Source organism: Sphingomonas endophytica (genome assembly GCF_001476895.1).
GTDB lineage: Bacteria > Pseudomonadota > Alphaproteobacteria > Sphingomonadales > Sphingomonadaceae > Sphingomonas > Sphingomonas endophytica_A.
Genome location: NZ_LDTB01000082.1, coordinates 1 through 18684, shown reverse-complemented (window position 1 = coordinate 18684; position 18684 = coordinate 1). Strand labels below are relative to the sequence as shown.

Annotated in this window: 17 protein-coding genes and 3 pseudogenes; 8 read left to right on the top strand and 12 right to left on the bottom strand. The window is 65.7% G+C overall.

Going from position 1 to position 18684, the window contains the following annotated elements; genetic code table 11:
• Positions 1-25: 25 nt before the first annotated feature.
• Positions 26-685, top strand: a complete 660-nt coding sequence (locus tag NS334_RS15750) for an IS6 family transposase (protein WP_058756902.1) — start codon at positions 26-28, stop codon at positions 683-685.
• 61 nt (positions 686-746) lie between these two features.
• Here the strand turns inward: NS334_RS15750 and NS334_RS15745 are convergent.
• The 3 genes and pseudogenes from NS334_RS15745 to NS334_RS15735 form a co-directional block, all read right to left on the bottom strand.
• Positions 747-935: pseudogene (locus NS334_RS15745) on the bottom strand (hypothetical protein); the annotation flags it as partial.
• Positions 935-2587, bottom strand: a complete 1653-nt coding sequence (locus NS334_RS15740; RefSeq protein WP_342585556.1) for a DNA polymerase Y family protein — start codon at positions 2585-2587, stop codon at positions 935-937. The gene NS334_RS15740 and the pseudogene NS334_RS15745, both read right to left, overlap by 1 nt.
• Positions 2588-2639: 52 nt before the next feature.
• A complete protein-coding gene (locus tag NS334_RS15735; protein WP_058756903.1) occupies positions 2640-3401 on the bottom strand; it encodes a hypothetical protein in 762 nt (253 codons plus the stop codon).
• 479 nt (positions 3402-3880) lie between these two features.
• On the opposite strand from NS334_RS15735, the pseudogene NS334_RS17860 reads away from it, so the two are divergent.
• Positions 3881-4333, top strand: a pseudogene (locus tag NS334_RS17860) (SOS response-associated peptidase family protein); the annotation flags it as partial.
• 73 nt (positions 4334-4406) lie between these two features.
• Here the strand turns inward: NS334_RS17860 and NS334_RS15730 are convergent.
• A pseudogene (locus tag NS334_RS15730) lies at positions 4407-5069 on the bottom strand (aldo/keto reductase); the annotation flags it as partial.
• Between the two features lie 117 nt (positions 5070-5186).
• Between NS334_RS15730 and dinB the strand changes: the two are divergent.
• The 4 genes from dinB to NS334_RS15715 are packed head-to-tail and all read left to right on the top strand — an operon-like array spanning position 5187 to position 7683.
• Positions 5187-6269, top strand: a complete 1083-nt coding sequence (gene dinB, locus NS334_RS15725) for a DNA polymerase IV (RefSeq protein ID WP_058756899.1) — start codon at positions 5187-5189, stop codon at positions 6267-6269.
• Entirely contained in the window at positions 6266-6436 is a 171-nt protein-coding gene (locus NS334_RS19375) for a hypothetical protein (protein ID WP_342585555.1), read from the top strand. The genes dinB and NS334_RS19375 overlap by 4 nt, the downstream gene beginning before the upstream one ends.
• Before the next feature lie 15 nt (positions 6437-6451).
• Positions 6452-6829: an alpha-ketoglutarate-dependent dioxygenase AlkB gene (locus NS334_RS15720; RefSeq protein ID WP_342585554.1), complete on the top strand. Its 378-nt coding sequence runs from the start codon at positions 6452-6454 to the stop codon at positions 6827-6829.
• Positions 6830-6834: 5 nt separating this feature from the next.
• Positions 6835-7683: an exonuclease domain-containing protein gene (locus tag NS334_RS15715; RefSeq protein ID WP_058756898.1), complete on the top strand. Its 849-nt coding sequence runs from the start codon at positions 6835-6837 to the stop codon at positions 7681-7683.
• A gap of 511 nt (positions 7684-8194) precedes the next feature.
• On the opposite strand, the gene NS334_RS15710 is transcribed toward NS334_RS15715, so the two are convergent.
• From NS334_RS15710 to adh, 4 genes are all read right to left on the bottom strand, one after another.
• Positions 8195-8707 (bottom strand): GNAT family N-acetyltransferase, encoded by a 513-nt coding sequence (locus NS334_RS15710; protein WP_017978489.1) that lies wholly within the window; start codon positions 8705-8707, stop codon positions 8195-8197.
• A gap of 60 nt (positions 8708-8767) precedes the next feature.
• A complete protein-coding gene (locus NS334_RS15705) occupies positions 8768-10282 on the bottom strand; it encodes an acetyl-CoA hydrolase/transferase family protein (RefSeq protein WP_058756897.1) in 1515 nt (504 codons plus the stop codon).
• 50 nt (positions 10283-10332) lie between these two features.
• Positions 10333-11367, bottom strand: coding sequence for an alcohol dehydrogenase AdhP (gene adhP / locus NS334_RS15700; RefSeq protein WP_017978491.1), 1035 nt, complete (start codon positions 11365-11367; stop codon positions 10333-10335).
• A 69-nt stretch (positions 11368-11436) separates the two neighbouring features.
• Positions 11437-12948 carry an aldehyde dehydrogenase gene (adh, locus tag NS334_RS15695; protein ID WP_058756896.1) on the bottom strand — a complete coding sequence of 504 codons (1512 nt, stop codon included), beginning with the start codon at positions 12946-12948 and terminating at the stop codon, positions 11437-11439.
• 186 nt (positions 12949-13134) lie between these two features.
• Between adh and NS334_RS15690 the strand changes: the two genes are divergently transcribed.
• Together NS334_RS15690 and NS334_RS15685 are read left to right on the top strand one after the other, a co-directional pair.
• Complete coding sequence (locus tag NS334_RS15690; protein WP_017978493.1) at positions 13135-14172, top strand: sigma-54-dependent Fis family transcriptional regulator; 1038 nt, start codon at positions 13135-13137, stop codon at positions 14170-14172.
• An 83-nt stretch (positions 14173-14255) separates the two neighbouring features.
• Entirely contained in the window at positions 14256-14792 is a 537-nt protein-coding gene (locus NS334_RS15685; RefSeq protein WP_017978494.1) for a hypothetical protein, read from the top strand.
• Here the strand turns inward: NS334_RS15685 and NS334_RS15680 are convergent.
• From NS334_RS15680 to NS334_RS15670, 4 genes are read right to left on the bottom strand one after another with little or no spacing between them, the layout of a single operon-like run.
• Positions 14789-15499 (bottom strand): Crp/Fnr family transcriptional regulator, encoded by a 711-nt coding sequence (locus tag NS334_RS15680; RefSeq protein WP_017978495.1) that lies wholly within the window; start codon positions 15497-15499, stop codon positions 14789-14791. The two genes, NS334_RS15685 and NS334_RS15680, sit on opposite strands and share 4 nt — an antisense overlap.
• A 57-nt stretch (positions 15500-15556) precedes the next feature.
• Positions 15557-15673 carry a cytochrome bd-I oxidase subunit CydX gene (gene cydX, locus NS334_RS17855; RefSeq protein WP_017978496.1) on the bottom strand — a complete coding sequence of 39 codons (117 nt, stop codon included), beginning with the start codon at positions 15671-15673 and terminating at the stop codon, positions 15557-15559.
• 14 nt (positions 15674-15687) lie between these two features.
• On the bottom strand, positions 15688-16827 hold the full coding sequence (gene cydB / locus NS334_RS15675; RefSeq protein WP_058756895.1) for a cytochrome d ubiquinol oxidase subunit II: 1140 nt from the start codon (positions 16825-16827) through the stop codon (positions 15688-15690).
• Positions 16828-16840: 13 nt separating this feature from the next.
• Positions 16841-18409, bottom strand: a complete 1569-nt coding sequence (locus NS334_RS15670) for a cytochrome ubiquinol oxidase subunit I (RefSeq protein WP_058756894.1) — start codon at positions 18407-18409, stop codon at positions 16841-16843.
• Between the last annotated feature and the right edge of the window lie 275 nt (positions 18410-18684).

The following is an 18684-nucleotide window of genomic DNA, read 5'->3' as shown; positions in this document are numbered from 1 at the left end:
TCGCTACTTCAACTCGTCGCCTGAGGTGATCCGGCTGGTGGTGCTGCTGTACGTGCGTTTTCCGCTGAGCCTCCGGAACGTGGAGGACCTGCTGTTCGAGCGCGGGATCGACATCTGCCACGAGACGGTCAGGCTGTGGTGGAACAGGTTCGGTCCTCTGTTCGCCGGTGACATCCGCCGCCAGCGGGTGAGCCGGATGCGCGGCTTTCGTCACTGGCGCTGGCACCTGGACGAGATGTACGTGAAGCTGAACGGCGAGATGGTCTACCTCTGGCGGGCGGTCGATCATGAAGGTGAGGTGCTGGAAAGCTACGTCACCCGCACCCGCGACAAGGCAGCCGCACTCGCCTTCATGAAGAAGGCGCTGAAGCGACACGGCTCCCCCGAGGCGATCACCACCGACGGTCTGCGCAGCTACCGCGCCGCCATGAACGAGCTAGGCAACGCCGAGAAGCAGGAGGTTGGCCGCTGGGCCAACAACCGGGTGGAGAACAGTCATCTGCCGTTTCGACGTCGGGAGCGGGCGATGCAGCGGTTCCGGCAGATGAAGACGTTACAGAAGTTCGCATCCGTCCACGCCAACGTCCACAATCACTTCAGCCTGGAACGCCACCTCATCGATCGACCGACCTACCGGGAACGACGCTCCGCCGCACTGGCGGAGTGGCAGGCACTCGTCAGCTGAACGTCGCCATTAAAGACCGAAATGCATCGTGTGGAGACGGGTTCGCATTAGACTGACAGCACCCCGTGGCCTTCTGTGCCTCCCACCCGCGCACCAGTCCGGCGACACTGCCCCGGTCGACGATTCCGAGCGCGGTGTGGCCTTGCAGCGCGGCTGCGGCGAAGAGTTCGTCGGGGCTGGAGGCGCCGCGCAGGAACGAGAAATGGCTCGTCACCTGAAGCTCGACATAGGTCGTGGTGGGGGCCGCCATCAGCCGAATAGCCCGTGGAGGTACCAGCTGAGATCACCGGTTGCGGCATCGACCCCGTCGCCGCGGCGGAACAACCAGAAGCGTGCGCCGGTGTCGTCCTCGACCCGAAAATAGTCGCGCACCGCCCAGACCTCGCCGTCGCGCCGCCACCATTCGCCATGGATGCGCTCCGGACCATCTCCGGCCACCACCGCATGGACCTGCCCGCGCCAGGTGAAGCGGCGCGGCGGTGCGTCGGGGAGGAGGGCGAGCACGCCGGTCAGCGGCTCGGGCCGGCTGAGCAGCCGTACCGGCCGGCGCCAGGCCGGCCAGCCAGGCGGCGCGGCGAGCGGCGGCGCGCGGCGTACCGCGCGTTCGGGCACGTCGCTCTCGACTGGCGCGGCGGTGAACAGCGCCGCCTCGCCGACCCGGCCGGCGATCTGGTCGACAAGCGTCGCGACGTCGGGCACCGCCGCCTCTCCGGTCAGGTCGCCCGCCACCGCGGTCGCACCCAGCGGATCGGTCCGCGTCGCGGCGAGGCGCATCGTCTCGATCCCGTCACCCGGATCGATCCGCTCGATGCGCAGGTGGAAGAGGCGGGCGAGATGCACGACATCGCGGGTCGCGCGCGCGGTGCCGATTGCGAGCCGCTGCTCGCTGCCGTCGATCCGGTCGAGCAGCAGCACCAATGTGCGCACACCGCGCCCGCGCGCCTGCAACACCAGCATCATGTCGGCGAGCAGGTCGGCGATCACCTGCTCGATTGCCTCGGCGGTGCCGATCGGCTCGAGCAGCCGGCGTTTTGCGACCGGCGTCTCCTCGGGCACGACCGGCACGATCGGTTCGGGGACACGCCCCAGTGCCTCGTCGAGGCGGCGGACACTCGCCATGCCTAGCCGCCGGGCGAGCGGCCCGCGTGGCAGCGGCAGGAGATCGGCGATCCGGTCGAGCCCAAACCGGTTCGCCGCCGCTGTTGCTTCCGGGGTCAGGCGGAGTGCGGCAGGAGGTAAGGGAGCCAGCGCCTGTGCCTCTTGTCCGCCGGGAACCAGCATGATCGCGTTGCGACCGAAACGGGCGAGCGCATGAGCTGCGCCCGGCGTGGAGGCGACCGTGACCCGTGCGGTCAGGCCGAAACGTCGGCACAACCCGACCAGTCGTTGGCAGAAGCAGGTCTCGCCGCCGTGTAGATGCGCGACGCCGCTCAGGTCCAGCCACAGCCCGTCCGATCCGCTGACCGCGGCGGTCGGTGTCCAATGGCGCACGGCATGCAGCGCTAGATCCGCCAGCAACGCCATATCTGCCGCCCGGTCGGCGGGGCGGATGTCGAGATCCGGGATCAGCGCCCGCGCCTGCGTCACCGCCATGCCCGGGGTCAGTCCGAGCGTCATTGCCGCCGGGCAAGCGGCGGCGATGACCTGTCGCTGTCCGATCTGCTCGGCCAATACCATCGGCACGAGGTTCAACGCGGGTGCTGGCCCTGATACTGCCTTGTGCTGGCCCGGTGCGCTGGAGTGTTTGAACGGATGGTCCGCCGCCTCGGACCGGCGACCCAGTTCGCGCATCGGCGGTCGCTGGTGCAGCGGCAGTGCCGCCACCTGCTCCTCCACCGTTGCACGCGCATCGCCTTGCTGCGCCCAGCGCGCACCGGGACGCCAGCCGCCGCCCCGTGGCACCGAGCAGGCACTAGGGTCATCGTCGATAGGAAACATGAGCGCAGGCCTTGGCTCAGGCAGCGCGCGCGGCCGCTCCAGCCGTCGCAGTCGCTCGATCGCGAGATGCGGCAGGTAGAGCGAGGCGACCCGTGTCATCGCATGCCTCCAAGTCCATCGTGAAGCCCGGGCCACCGCGCTGGCGCGCCAGCTCGACCATCCAGCGCGCGCGGCCGACCCCGGGGGCGAGGAGCGGCGCGGAGGGCGCGCAGGCGATCCGCCACCGTGTCATCGCCGCCGACAGCTCGGTGAGTGGGCAGGTGCCCTGTCGGCGCCAGCGGCGCGAAAGCAGGGCAGGGGTATTTCCCGTCATCGCCGCCAGCTGTAGTCGCCGGGTCGCGACCATATCGGCGCGCTTTACCTCGCCGACGACCGCTGCAAGCCCGCCATGACGCAAGCCATCCTCCATGACGGCCAGAACGTCCTTGTCCTCACGTACTTCGGCGAAGAACAGCGTTGCAGGGCTGAGCCCGGCCTGTTCGAGACCCGGCGCATAGAGGTCGAACCGGGTGAGCGCCCAGAGCACCCGGCGGCCGCTCAACGCTGCTGCGCGCGCGGCAATCCCGACCGCGAACAGCGTGGCAGCTGCATCATCTGTAAGGGTCGGCGTTGCCGAAGACGTTTCATGCAAACCGCCGAGCGCCAGGCCGCCGCCCGTCAATCGCGTGTCTACCGCCTCTATGCCGAACGGGAGAACCGCGCCCTCGATGCCGCGCACAGCGCCTATGGCGCCTCGCAGGCGGGCCAATGTTTCGAGGGGTGGGGCGGTGGAAGACATCATTGTTGCGACTCATATGTTCGCTATATGTTCCGTTGATTCTGCAAGCGGGTCAAGGCGTTGCGGAAGCGGATCGATAATCGGAACGGGACAGGGCCGTGGCAGAAGAGGGCCGCAAAAGGGGTAGCCAAGACAGCCGGGCAGGGGCCGATCACAATCATATCGGGCGGCGTCTGCGCACGTTGGAGGAGTGTGCCCTGCACAAGCGCACGCTGCGTCTCAACTGTCCGAAATGCGGTCACGTCCGCGTTTTGGACGCCGTTGCGCTCTGGTGGCTGTTTCACCGGCGAGGATGGGACGGCACGCTGGGGTTGGTGGGGCGGCGGCTATGCTGCTCGGCATGCCAAGCGGAGGGACACACCCAGCGTCCCCATGTGGTGATCGGGCGGGATCAGCCCACTGGCGCTGCTCTGCCCTATCCGGATGCCGCGACGTGGAAGAAGCTTGTCTCGCGCCACCGGTCGTGATCGAACAAGCGAATGTGTAATCTTTACAATATCAAGGTCGATCCGCGGACCTATTTCGACGCGCTTGCTGCAGTCGACGATGCGAGCAACACGCTGGAGGTCGAGAAGGATTACGCGGCGCCCGGCAAACCCGGCTATGTCGTTCGTGTCGAGGAGGGCCGGCGGGTGCTCAGCACAATGCGTTGGGGCTTCCCGACCCGCAAACCGCGCAAGCGCCCGGCGCGCGACGGGGAACTGCCCTTTCTCTACGACTGGTGGACGAACGCCCGGAATATGCAGAGCAATATGTGGAAGCCGTGGCTGCTGAAGGCGGAGCATCGCTGCCTGGTGCCGTTCACCCGCTTTGCCGAACCCAAGGCCGCTGGTGATCGCCAGGGCCCCGGCGACACCAACTGGTGGTTCACCGTCGAGGATCAGCCAGCGCCGTGTTTCGCCGGGCTTTGGAAGGTCGACCAGGATCATGACCGGGTCTATGCATTCTGCACGACCGAGCCCAATCCGCTGGTTGCGCCCAAGCATCCCAAGGCGATGCCGGTCAAGCCAACGCTAGCTGGGCGGGTGTCGCACCGAGTTCGTCTGCAAGGGAGCATAACCCGGCATGGCCGACGAGGCGGCCCTGCTCGACGGGGCTGTACGCCATCGTCGGGATCGCATGTTCGGCAAGCCAGGGCAGCAAGTCGTGCTCGGGACCGCGCCGCGTCAGATTGTAGAGGATCTGGTCGGTCGCGCACGCCGCGCCGCCACTGGCGACCAGCTCCTCCATATCGTCAGTGTCGAGATTGCTGACCCCCCAGCGCAGGATCTTGCCGGCGTCGACCAGTCGCTCCATCGCCTCCACGGTCTCGCCCAGGGGCACATTGCCTCGCTAATGCAGTAGGTAGAGGTCGAGCCGGTCGGTGCCGAGCCGCGTGAGACTAGCCTCGCAGGCGCGGGGCAAGCGATCGTGCGACGCATTCTGCGGATAGGCCTTGCTGACAAGAAAGACCTGATCCCGCTTGCCTTGAATCGCCGCTCCGACGAGTCGTTCGGACTCGCCATCAGCGTACATTTCGGCCGTATCGATCAGCGTCAGACCGAGATCGATACCTCCGCGCAGGGCGGCGATTTCTTCTGATCGGACTCGCCGATCCTCAGCCATCATCCAGGTGCCTTGGCCAAGCGCGGGGATAGTGGTGCCGTCTGGCAAGCGGATCGTCTTCATGGCGCCCTAAACGAGCCAGCGGAATTTCCGAGCCATCGCGAGACAGTTGCGTGTCAGTCTCGCTTATCGAGACAGCATATGTTCCCAATTCGTTCCGAATGCGATAAGCTCCGCGGCATGGTCACGCGCAAGATCATTCACGTCGATATGGACGCCTTTTTCGCGTCGGTTGAGCAGCGCGATGATCCCAATCTCCGGGGGCGCCCGGTCGCGGTCGGCTCTGCAGCGGCGCGGGGCGTGGTCGCAGCGGCGAGCTATGAAGCGCGCAAGTTCGGCGTGCGGTCGGCCCTGCCGTCGGTAACGGCGCTGCGCCGTTGTCCGGACCTTCTCTTCGTGCGGCCGCGGTTCGAGGTTTACCGCGAGGTCTCCCGCCAGATCCACGCGGTCTTTGGCCGCTACACGGACCTGATCCAGCCGCTGTCGCTCGACGAGGCCTATCTCGACGTGACTGCTGACAAGCAGGGACTCGAGACGGCCTGGCGAACCGCCAAGGCGATCCGTGCCGACATCCTGGCAGAGACCGGGCTGACGGCGTCGGCTGGCATCTCGTACAACAAGTTCCTGGCCAAACTCGCGTCCGATCACCGTAAGCCCAATGGGCAGTTCGCGGTGACGCCGGAGATGGGCGCCGCATGGGTTGAGACGCTGCCGGTCGACCGGTTCCACGGAGTGGGGCCGGTCACTGCCAGGAAAATGAAGGGTCTCGGTATCGAGACGGGTGCAGACCTGAGGGCCAAGCCGCTGGAGTTCCTGCAAGCGCATTTCGGCAGCTCGGCTCATTGGTACTATTCGATTGCGCGCGGAGAAGATGACCGGCCGGTCAATCCCAACCGGGTCCGCAAGTCATCCGGATCAGAGACGACGTTCGACCGTGACCTGGTCGAAGCGGCGGAGATCGAAGCGGGCGTCTTGCAAATGGCGGATGACGTCTGGCGATGGTGTGAGAGCCGACAGGCATTTGGACGAACCGTGACGGTGAAGGTCAAATATGGCGACTTCCACCAGATCACGCGCAGGCGCAGTCAGCCCATGGTCGTGGCGACGCGCGATGCGCTGCACCGCGCCGCCCTCGAATTGATCCGATCGGTGTTGCCGACCCAGAAGGGTGTTCGGCTGGTCGGCGTGACGGTGTCGAATTTTGCTGACGCCCAAGCCACCACGGCCCCTGAACTGGCAATCTTTGCAGAGGCGGCAGCATGACCTCCGATTTGTTCGATACCCCGATCTTGCCCGGCCTTCGCATGCAGCCTGACCTGATCGACCAAGCCGAAGAGCAGATGCTGATCGCGCGCATCGACGCGGCCGATCTGACGCCGTTCCGTTTCCAGGGATGGACGGGCAAGCGTCTGACGACGTCATTTGGCTGAAGTTATGATTTTGAGGTGGGACGTCCAATCGAGGCGCCTCCGATCCCCGACTGGCTGCGTCCATTCCGGGAGCGAGTGGCGGTTTTCGGGCAGTTGGACCCCGAAGACCTGATCCAGGTGCTGCTGATCCGCTATGACCCGGGGGCGGGGATCGGATGGCATCGTGATCGACCGATCTATGGTCACGTCCTTGGGCTTTCACTTGGCGAGCCCGCGATCATGCGGTTTCGCCGCCGGCGAGCTGGCGGATTCGAAAGAGCCGCCGCACCATTGGAGCCGCGTGCGGCCTATCATCTGAGTGGGCCGGCCCGTCATGAATGGGAGCACAGCATCGTCGCTCTCGAGCGGCCGCGCTGGTCTATTACCTTCCGCAGTCTGGCAGCGCGCCCCTGAGGCCGTTGCCCACGTCTTCGCTGAATGAGACTGATCCAGACTTCGTTGTCGTCGACGTAGAGACGGCTTGCTCACGCGTCAGCAGCATCTGCCAGATCGGCATTGTCGGCTTCAAGAACGGGATCGAGACATTCGCGTATGAAACACTGATCGATCCACTGGACCATTTCTCATCGTTCAACACCCGCATCCACGGGATCACCAGTGATCATGTCGTCGGAGCACCGACCTTCGGCGACGTACACTCTACCATCAATGCTCATCTGGCAGGCCGGATCACGGTTGCGCATTCCTTCTTCGACAAGGGCGCGCTTGGTGCCGCCTGCGCGATTCATCAGCGTGATGTAATCGGGACGACGTGGCTCGATAGCGTTCGCGTTGCCAAGCGTGCCTGGCCCGAACTGCCCAGCCATCGGCTGAACGTGCTGAGCAAGTTCCTGGGCATTCGGCACAAACATCACGATGCACTCAGTGACGCCCGCGCCGCTGGCATCGTGATCGTGCGCGCAATCGAGCATACCGGTATGGGCCTTTCCGGATGGCTCGCACCCGCACGCGCCCGGCGCGGCCCGGCCCCCAAGGCAGCTGCGGATGGTCCCCTGAAAGGTGAGCGGGTGGCCCTACTGGGCGCTGCTCGAGATGGAAAACTGGCACGATGTTTGGCGGAAGCCGGGGCGCGGATCATGTCAGGGGTCGGCACCACCACAACGATGCTCGTCATCAGTGACGACCAACCCTTTGGCCGCTTTGTGTCAGGTCATGCCGAATATCGCCGCGCTGAAGAGATGCGGAAGCAAGGAGCATCGATCAAGATTGTACTGGAGACGGAGATGCTAACCCGGATGCAGCGCTAAGCGAAATAGCTTGGTCAGGATCAGCCTGCTTTCGAGCGCGCTTCGAGCTTTCATCGATCGGAAAAAGCGGCTCACGCTTGAAGCGTGGCGGCCGTTATGGCGCCCGGAACCACACTCGGATGCGAGACGCAATGGCATATCCGAATCGATAACCTTCGACCCAGGGCAGCTCATTCGAACCATCACAGCCAGATTATTTTGGGGGACGAGATGATGTCGCTAATCGCACCATGTCCGCAAAAAGCGCAGATTTCTGCCGCTTTTGCCTTGACAATGGTGACCCCTACGGGAGGGATGTCACAAACATAAAAGGCGCGGTTTTCCGGGCTTTTTGTGTTTCACGATCAGCCACGCTGTACCTACTCGCTGTACCAACGCGGTTGAAAATGATGGGATGTAAATACGATCGGAAACGTCAAATTCAACCGCTTTTGGCGTTCATATGTACAATGGGAGAAGGGGTGATTGGCATCGTATTCGGGTAGGATCTTATCGAGGCGGCGCGCGTCGATCAGACGATATCGCGCGTTAGCCTGACCAGCATGGGATCGCTCTCGACTGGATGAGGGATAAAACCCATTTCCTTCTCGATCGTGATGGCGGATTGGTTGTCGCGATCCTCTAGCGCTTCGATCGTGTGATATCCCTTTCGTTTTGCATGACCGACCAGATGGTCGAGCAACGTCCAGCCGATACCTCGCGCCTTCATGTCGCGCCGGATGGCGACGGCGACCTCTGCGGTTTTCGCGATGTCGTCCCCGGCCAGCATCGCCGCCGCAACGATCGATCCGCCGTCGTCAAAGGCGATCAGGCTTTCGCTGGTTGCATCATTGGCACGGATCATGCCGGACAGCCGCTCGTGACTCACTACACGCACGCTGGTCAGGAAGCGGAAGCGCAGATCCTCGGGCGAAACCTTCGCGAAGAAGGCGGCGAGCGCGGGCTCGTCCTCTTCGCGGGCGGGCCGGACGTGCAGCACTGTGCCGTGGCGGGTGACGAGCATCTCGGTATCGGCGGCGATCATGGTGTCCTCCTGGGTTGCCGTACCGATGAATCGGTGGCACGCGTGCCGCATTGACCGCGGTCAAGAGAGCAGCATCGTCCCCGTTTCCATGAAGCGCCGATGCCAGGACAATGCCTCGCCAGGAAGCGCGGGGGCATGGAGGCCATAGGAACCGCCCTCGGCCCGCATCGCATAGTCGGCGAGCATCGGGCGGTAATCGGGATGGGCGCAGCGTTCGATCACGGCCCGTGCGCGCTGGCGCGGCGACAGGCCGCGCAGATCGGCGAGGCCCTGTTCGGTCACGATCACCTGCACGTCCTGCATGATGTGATCGACATGCGAGGCCTGCGGCACGATGGCGGAAATCTTGCCGCCCTTGGCGGTCGAGGGCGTCATGAAGATCGAGACATAGGCGTTGCGCGCGAAATCGCCCGACCCACCGATGCCGTTCTGGATGCGCGATCCCATCACCAGCGTGGAATTGACGTTGCCGTAGATGTCCGCCTCGATCAGCCCGTTCATCGCGATGCACCCCAAGCGACGGACAAGTTCGGGATGGTTGCTGATTTCCTGCGGGCGCAGGATCATGCGGTTCCGGTACGCGGCCATGTCGGCGTTGAGCCGCGCCGCCGCCTGCGGGCTGAGCGAAAAGGCGGTGGCGGAGGCCATGCGCAAGCGGCCGGCATCGAGCAGGTCGAGCATCCCGTCCTGGATCACCTCGGTATAGGCGGTCATCGGCTCGAACGGCGCATCGATCAGGCCCGACAGAACGGCATTGGCGATATTGCCGACCCCCGACTGGATCGGCAGCAGCGCGGGTGGCAGGCGGCCGCGCGAGACCTCATGGGCCAGGAACTCGATGATATGCCCGGCGATGGCGCGCGCCGTGTCGTCGGGCGCGGCGAAGGGCAGGTTGCGGTCCGGCGCGTCCGTCTCGACGATGGCGACGATTTTGTCCGGATCGCAGGCGAGATAGGGCGTGCCGATCCGGTCGTCGGGGCGCACCAATGGGATCGGTACGCGATCCGGTGGTAGGCGGGTGCCGTAATAGATGTCGTGCATCCCCTCCAGCGCCGCATCCTGCCAGCGATTGACCTCCAGGATGACGCGGGACGCGCGGTCCAACCAGGTCTTGTTGTTGCCGACCGAGGAGGAGGGGATCAGCGAGCCGTCCGCGCGGATGCCGGACACCTCGACGATCGCGGTGTCGAGCGGGCCCAGCACGCCCTCCCACGCCATCGGCGCGACCTGGCTCAGGTGCATGTCGAGATAGTCGATCTCGCCGCGATTGATCTTCTCTCGCGCGACCGGATCGCCGCTATAGGGCAGGCGCTGGGCGATGCCGTCGACCGCCGCCAGTGCGCCGTCCAGTTCGGGTCCGGTCGAGGCGCCGGTCCACAGGTTGACGCGGAACGGGCGCCCCTCCTTATGATGGGCTGCGATCCGTCGTCCCAGTGCTTGCGGGACGGCCTTGGGATAACCCGATCCGGTGAAGCCGCTAGTCGCCACGGTTTCGCCCGGACGGATCAATGCGGCTGCGGTATCGGCATCGGTGATACGCGAAAGAAGGGCAGGGCAGGCGATACGATCGGTCATTGTCACTCCCAAGGCGGCGGGCGGGGCCGAAGCCGCCGCCCGCCGGGGTTTCAGGCGGCGAGGTCGAGGACGACGCGGCCCTCGATCTGGCCTTTGCGCATTCGGTCGAACACCTCATTGACCTCGGTTAGCGGCGCGGTGGAGACGGTCGCCTTCACCTTGCCGTCCGCCGCGAAGTCGAGCGACTCCTGCAGGTCGAGCCGGGTGCCGACGATCGACCCGCGCACCGTGATGCCGTTCAGCACCAGCCCGAAGATGTTGAGCGGGAAGTCGCCGGGCGGCAGGCCGTTCAGCGCCACCGTGCCGCCGCGCGCCATCATGCCGACGGCTTGCGTAAACGCCTTTTCGCTGACCGCGGTGACGAGCGCGCCCTGCGCACCGCCGCCGGTCTCGCGCTTGATCGCCGCGGCCGGATCGGCTTCGGTCCGGGCATTGACCGTCACCTTCGCGCCCAGCCGCCGGGCGAGGTCGAGCTTGGCGTCGTCGACATCGACCGCCGCGACGTTCAGGCCCATGGCAACCGCATATTGCACGGCCATATGGCCCAGCCCACCGATGCCGGAGATGACCACCGTGTCGCCCGGCTTGGTGTCGGTCATCTTCAGCCCCTTGTAGACCGTGACCCCGGCGCACAGCACCGGCGCGATCTCGGTGAAGCTGATATTGCCGGGCAAATGGCCGACGAAATTGGGGTCGGCGATGACATAATCGGCAAAGCCGCCATTGACCGAATAGCCGGTGTTGAGCTGGCTCTCGCACAATGTCTCCCACCCCCCCAGGCAATGCACGCAGTGGCCGCAGGCGGTGTAGAGCCACGGCACGCCCACCCGGTCGCCTTCCTTGATATGCTTGACGCCCTTGCCGACCGCCGAGACATAGCCGACGCCCTCATGCCCCGGGATGAAGGGCGGGTTGGGCTTGACCGGCCAGTCGCCCTCGGCGGCGTGCAGGTCGGTGTGGCAGACGCCCGACGCCTGGATCGCGACCTGGATCAGGCCGTCGCCGACCTCGGGAACGGGGACTTCATCGATGGTGAGCGGGGCACCGAATTCGCGGACGACGGCTGCCTTCATGGTCTTGGCCATGGATATTCTCCTCTCGAATGATGATGGAGCGGGGATGGGAGTGATCGACCGTCCCCGCTTTGACCGGGATCAAAAGAAGCCGAGCTTCTTGGCCGAGTAGCTGACCAACAGATTCTTGGTCTGCTGATAGTGATCGAGCATCATGCGGTGCGTCTCGCGTCCGATGCCGGAGCGCTTGTAGCCGCCGAACGCCGCATGGGCGGGATAGGCGTGGTAGCAGTTGGTCCACACGCGGCCCGCCTGGATCGCGCGGCCCATGCGATAGGCGCGGGTGCCGTCGCGCGTCCACACGCCCGCGCCCAAGCCGTAAAGCGTGTCGTTGGCGATGCGCAGCGCTTCCTCATCGTCCTTGAAGGTCGCGACTGAGACGACGGGGCCGAAAATCTCCTCCTGGAACACCCGCATTTTGTTGTGGCCGCTGAGCACGGTTGGCTTGACGTAATAGCCCTCCAGCCCTTCGGGCCGGTTGCGGGTGCCGCCGGTCAGCACCTTGGCCCCTTCGTCCCGACCGATGTCGAGATAGCCGAGGATCTTGTCCATTTGCTCCTGCGAGGCCTGTGCGCCGACCATCGTGGCGGGGTCGAGCGGATCGCCCTGGATCATCGCCTCGACCCGCGCGACCGCCTTTTCCATGAAGCGGTCGTAAATGGACTCGTGCACCAGCGCGCGGCTGGGGCAGGTGCAGACCTCGCCTTGGTTTAGCGCGAACATGGCGAAGCCTTCGATGGCCTTGTCGAAGTAATCGTCGTCCTTGGCGGCCACGTCGGAAAAGAAGATGTTGGGGCTCTTGCCGCCCAGTTCGAGCGTGACCGGGATCAGGTTTTCGGACGCATAGGACATGATGAGCTGCCCGGTCGTCGTCTCGCCGGTAAAGGCGATCTTGGCGATGCGCGAGTTCTGCGCCAGCGGCTTGCCCGCCTCGACGCCATAGCCGTTGACGATGTTGAGCACGCCCTCAGGCAGCAGGTCGGCGATCAGTTCGGCCAGCACCATGATCGAGGCAGGGGTCTGTTCGGCGGGTTTCAGCACCACGCAATTGCCCGCCGCCAGCGCGGGCGCCAGCTTCCAGCAGGCCATCAGCAGCGGGAAGTTCCACGGGATGATCTGACCCACCACGCCCAGCGGCTCGTGGAAGTGATAGGCGACGGTATCGTGGTCGATCTCGGAAATCCCGCCTTCCTGAGCGCGGATGCATCCGGCGAAATAGCGGAAATGGTCGATGGCCAGCGGCAGGTCGGCGGCGGTCGTCTCGCGGATCGGCTTGCCATTGTCCCAGGTCTCGGCGGTCGCGAGGAGCGACAGGTTTTCTTCCATCCGGTCGGCGATGCGGTGGAGGATCAGCGCACGCTCGGCGACACTGGTGCGGCCCCAGCCGTCCTTGGCCTTGTGCGCGGCGTCGAGCGCCAGTTCGATATCGGCCGCCTGACTGCGCGCGACCTGGCAGATAACTTGCCCATCAATCGGCGATCTATTGTCGAACCAGCGCCCATCGACCGGATCGACCCAGCGGCCGCCGATGAAATTGGCGTAGCGTTGTTTGAACGGCGCGGTGCGGGCCTTGATGGCTTCCTGGATCGTCATGCAACCTCTCCTTCGTTTCGTATGAAACAAAGGCTCTGCCTGTCCCCAGCCGACGACAAGCCGATCCGCGACGAAGTGTCTGTGCGATGATGGACTTTCTGCGGGCTAAGCGTAGCATGTGTCGCATGGCGCAACGCGAAGGCGCGCCAGTGTCGCAACTTGCGACAGTGGGAGAAGGATGCGGCGATGGACGGCGCCGGAATAGAGCAGGGGCGACGCGCCTATTTCGACGAGGGGCAGTTGCCGCTGGAAAGCGTGCGCCAGCCGGTGTTGCGCTCCTGGTTACGATGCACCGACATGGGCCTGGCGCAAGGACGGCGACGTGATGGCGGTCCGCTGACCGAGAGCGACCTCACTGCGCTTCGCCAGCGGCGAGAGTCGCTGCGCCGTCTGTGCCGCCCCGAACTGGAGATGCTGGCGGGCGAGGCGCGCGATACGGGCAGCGTCGTGATCCTGGCCGATGCGGACGGCATGATCCTGGACAGCATCGGCGACACCGGCTTCCTGTCGCGCGCCGCGCAGGTGGCGCTACGCCCCGGCGTGTCCTGGACCGAGGCGAGCACCGGCACCAACGCGATCGGCACCGCTATTGCCGAGCGTCGCCCGATTGCCGTCCATGGTCCGGAGCATTTCTTTGCCGAGCATGCGGTATTGAGTTGCGCTGCAACCCCCGTACTCGACCCGCGCGGCGCGATCGTCGGCGCGCTGGATATCTCGGGCCCGTCGGTAAATGGCCATGGCCATGCGCTGGGTCTGATCCGGCTGGCGGTCGATCAGATCGAGCATCGCCTTTTCCGCTCAGGTTTCACCGATTGCCGCGTGCTGCGGATGCACGACGATGCGGCGATGCTGGGCACCGCGCGGGAGGGGATATTGGTGTTCCGCGACGAGCAGTTGGTCGCCGCCAATCGCCGTGGCCTGTCGCTGGTCGGGCGCAGCTGGGAGGCGTTGGACGATACCGCGCTGGGCGAGCTACTTGATATGCGCGGTCAGGCGGCGCGGGGACATCTGCGCCTGACGAATGGCGCGACGCTGATCGGTGGTTGGGACGCCGATGTTCGGGGCGGCGGCATCGAATTGTCGGTGGCGCGCCCACTGGCCTTCGAGCGGGCGGAGGCGATCGACGCGGCACTGGCGGCGCATGACGGCAATGTCTCGGCGGCGGCGCGGCAACTGGGCGTCCATCGCAGCACCATCCACCGGCACCTCGCCCGCCAGCGCTGAGGGCTGCGGCCCGGTGCTTTGACCATCGTCAATGCGGGGTGCACCGCCCTTCGTCATCAGGGGGACGAAGGAGAAGACCCGCGATGGATCGCAACCCGCTTCAAGGCAGCGTCGTGTCGTTCGCGCGGCGCTGGCACGTCATTCAGGAAATCGACCTGATCCGCCTGGTCCAGGAGCATCGTCGTCGGCTGGCGCTGTGCGGGCAGGCGGAGGCGATGGCGGACGCCTTGCCCGATCGTCCCGACGCCGCGACCATGACGCTGTTCCTGCAGGCGCTGGAGGCGCTGGTGACGCGGGGGGCGCAGGCGGACGGCGTCTATCTGGAGGCGATGCTGTCCAACGGACGGGCCGATCCGCTCACCGACACGCTCCTCGACCATGTCCGCCACCGGCATGAGGCGGATGCGGCAGCGGCGCGCGAAATGGTCGCGGCCTTTGACGAGGCGGATGCCTTCGCCGCGCCCGAGACGCTGGGCCATATGCTGCGCAGCTTCTTCACCGGATGTCGCCGCGCGGTCGATTTCGAGCAGTTGGCCATCATCGCGCTGGCGGGGCACCGGCTGACCCCGGAGGCGCGCGGCCTGCTGGTCGATGCGCTGGCGGAAAGTTTGGCGGCTTAAGCGGCCTCGGCACGTGCCGCCAATGCCTCACGGTCGCTGATCGTGATGGCGCGGCCGCCGGGCAGGCCGATCACGCCGCTTTGCTTCATCCGAGTCAGCTGGCGGCTGACCGTTTCGATCGTCATACCCAGCACATCGGCGATCTGCCCGCGCGTTAGCGGCAGATCGAACGTCACCGGCCCGTCGCGGCTGGCCCGGCACCCGCTGGCCCCGGCGCGTGCCGCCATGTCGAGGAGGAAGCCCGCCAGCTTCTCCCCCGCCGACTTGCGCGCCAGCACCAGCATCCGCCCGCGCGCCTCGTTCAGCGATTCGAAGGTGCGCTGGAGCAGCAGGCGCTCCATGCGCTGATGATCTTCCAGCACCCGCTCGAACGCGGCGCGGGGAAAGACGCAGAGTTCCGCCTCGGTCAGCGCGGTCAGGGTGAAGTCGACATCGCCCGCATAGGGCTGTCCGAAGAAGTCGGCGGGGTAGAGCAGGCCGACCGTCTGCTCGCGGCCGTCGGCGGTGGCGGCGACCAGCTTCAGCACGCCCGTCAGCAGGTTGCCACAGATCACCGCCTCGTCGCCTGCCCAGGCGATGGTCTGGCCGCGCGCGACCCGGCGGCGCTGGCCGATGGCGTTCAGGGCGAGCAATTCCCGGTCGTCGAGGCTGCCGCACAAGGCCCGGTCGCGCACCGCGCAATCGGCACAGATGTCGTTCGGGATCATGGCCTTGCCCTATAGCGCCGCCATGATCCCCTGTCGTCGGACGGATTGTCCTATCTGTCAGTGTCGCGGTGACACGTCGTCCTCGTGCGGCAGATGGAATTCGTGCCAGATGCCGTTGAGGATGCCGAAGCCGATCGCCAGGCCGAGGCCCAGGACCCAGGAGAAATACCACATGGGTCGTTCCTTTCTCAGTAGAAGTCGGGATTGGTGCGCACCGCGTCCGCCGTCACGCGGCCGAACATCACCCGATAGGCCCAGGCGGTGTAGGCGAGCACGATCGGCAGGAAGACGAGCGTAACGAACAGCATGATGCCCAGCGTCTTCTGCGTGGACGAGGCGTTCCACACCGTCAGACTGCTATGCGCGTCGATGCTCGACGGCAGGATGAAGGGGAACATCGCGCAGCCGACGGTGGCGATGATCCCCGTCGCGGCGAGCGACGATCCGGCAAAGGCCAGCGCCTCACGACCGCTGCGGATACCAATCAGCGCCAGCGCGGCCCCGGCGAAGCCCAGTGCGGGCAGCGCCATCATCCAGGGATAGGTCGCATAATTGTCGAGCCATGCGCCGCCCGCTTGCTCCGCCGTCATGCGCAACGGGTTGGACGGGCCGAGCGGATCGACCGCGCCGACGATTCGATAGCCCATATCGCCCCATGCGACGAAGGCGAAGCCGACCGCGAACAACAGGATGGAGGCGATGGCCGCCGCCGTACCGAACGCCCGCGCCCGGTCATGGACGGGACCATGCTCGACCTTGATCGACAGCCACGCCGCGCCGTGCAGCACCAGCATCGCCACCGACAACAGCCCGCAGACCAGCGTGAAGGGCGTGAACAGCCCAAGCAAAGTGCCGTCGTAAAAGGCGCGCAGGTCTCCATCCAAGCGGAAGGGCGCGCCGAGCAGCACATTGCCGACCGCGACGCCGAAGACGAGGGCTGGCACCAGTCCCCCGACGAACAGCGCCCAGTCCCAGCGGGTGCGCCAGGCCGGGTCCGGCCGCTTCGAGCGATATTTGAACCCCACCGGCCGCAGGATCAGCGCAGCCAGCACCAGGAACATCGCGAGGTAGAAGCCCGAAAAGCTGACCGCATAGACGAACGGCCAGGCCGCGAAGATCGCACCGCCGCCCAGGATGAACCAGACTTGGTTTCCCTCCCAGGTCTGCCCGATCGAATTGATCACCATCCGCCGCTCGGCATCGCTTCGCGCGACGAAGGGCAGGAGGGCGGCGACGCCCAGGTCGAACCCGTCGGTCAGCGCAAAGCCGATCAGCAGCACGCCCAGCAGCGCCCACCAGATCAGGCGTAACATCTCATAATCGAACATGTCCTGGCCTCCTTTAGGCGGTGACGGGAATGGCGGCGGGGATCGGGCCGGGCGCGGGCTGGTCGTTCCGCTCCTCCGGGCCGTGCGCGATGGCGGCGAGGATCAGCCGAACCTCGATCACGGCCAGCCCACCATATAGCGCTGTAAAGCCTGCCAGCGTGGTCCACAGCGCGCCGCGCGACAGCGAACTGGTCGCCAGGAAGGTCGGCAGCACACCTTCGATCGCCCAGGGCTGGCGCCCCAGCTCGGCGACGACCCAGCCCAGTTCGATCGCTACCCAGGGCAGCGGGATCGCCGCCACCGCGAGGCGGAGGAACCAGCGCGCATCCATGTGCATCCGGAGCGAACACAGAATGAAGGCGGTGGCGAACAGCGCGATCATCGCAAAGCCGATCGCCGCCATGATGCGGAAGCTCCAGAAGAGCAGGCCGACATCGGGCACCGTGTCCCAGGCCGCCGCCTCGATCTGCTGCGGCGTCGCGGTGCGCGGATCGGCCATCTGGCGCTTGAGCAGCAGGGCATAGCCCAGGTCGCGCTTGTGCGCCTCGAACCGGGCGCGCTCGCGCATGTCCTGCGGGTTCGCCTTCAACCGCTGGACCGCGTCATAGGCGATCACGCCCGAGGCGATCCGTTCCTGCGCCTTCAGCACCAGCTCGGACATGCCGGTGACGGTGCCGTCCAGGCTGCGCGTGGCGATCAGGCCGAGCAGCCACGGAATCTCGACCTTGTACCGCGTCTCGCGCGCGACGGTGTCGGGATAGCCGAACAGGGTCAGGCCGGAGGGGCCGGGCTCGGTGTGCCAGACCGCCTCGATCGCGGCGAGCTTCATCTTCTGGTTGTCGGTCAGCGCATAGCCGCTCTCGTCACCCAGCACGACGACCGATAGCGAGGAGGCGAGACCGAACGCCGCCGCCACCGTCATCGACCGGCGCGCGACGGGCAGGAAACGGCCCTTGAGCAACCAGAATGCCGACACGCCCAGCACCACGACCGAGGCGCAGACATAGCCCGCGCTGACCGTGTGGACGAACTTCGCCTGCGCGACGGGATTGAACAGCACCGCGCCGAAGTCGCTCACTTCCATCCGCATCGTGTCGGGATTGAAGCTCGCGCCCACCGGGTTCTGCATCCAGCCATTGGCGATCAGGATCCACAGCGCCGATAAATTGGTGCCGAGCGCCACCATGAAGGTGACGATCAGATGCCCCAGCTTCGACAGACGATCCCAGCCGAAGAACATCAGCCCGACGAACGTCGCCTCGAGGAAGAAGGCCATCAGTCCCTCTATCGCCAGCGGCGCACCGAAGATGTCGCCGACATAATGCGAGAAATAAGACCAGTTGGTGCCGAACTGGAACTCCATGGTCAGGCCGGTGGCGACGCCGAGTACGAAGTTGATGCCGAAGATCTTACCCCAGAAGCGCGTGGTCACGCGCCACACCGGGCGGTTGGTCATGACATAGACCGATTCCATGATGACCAACATCATCGACAGGCCGAGCGTCAGCGGCACGAACAGGAAGTGATACAAGGCGGTGGCCGCGAATTGCAGTCGCGACAGGTCTACGACGCCGGGGTCCATAGCATGTCTCCATAATAGGAGCCGCCCCCGGCCCCTTGCCGAGCGACTCGCTAGGCCTGGCGCGCCGTGCCGACATTGACCGCGGTCAAAGACAGGTCGGCCAGTCGCGGCGACGGTCGGGCCATGACGACGATCGCCCATGACGCCTCGACCCCCGGAATGCGGAACCGCTGGTTGAAGGACGCGGCCGGGGGGCGGGACGGGGCGGTGGGCCTGTTGCTTCTCGATACGCTGGCCGCGGTCGGCTTTGCGGGCGGGATCGCGGGGGCCGTGGC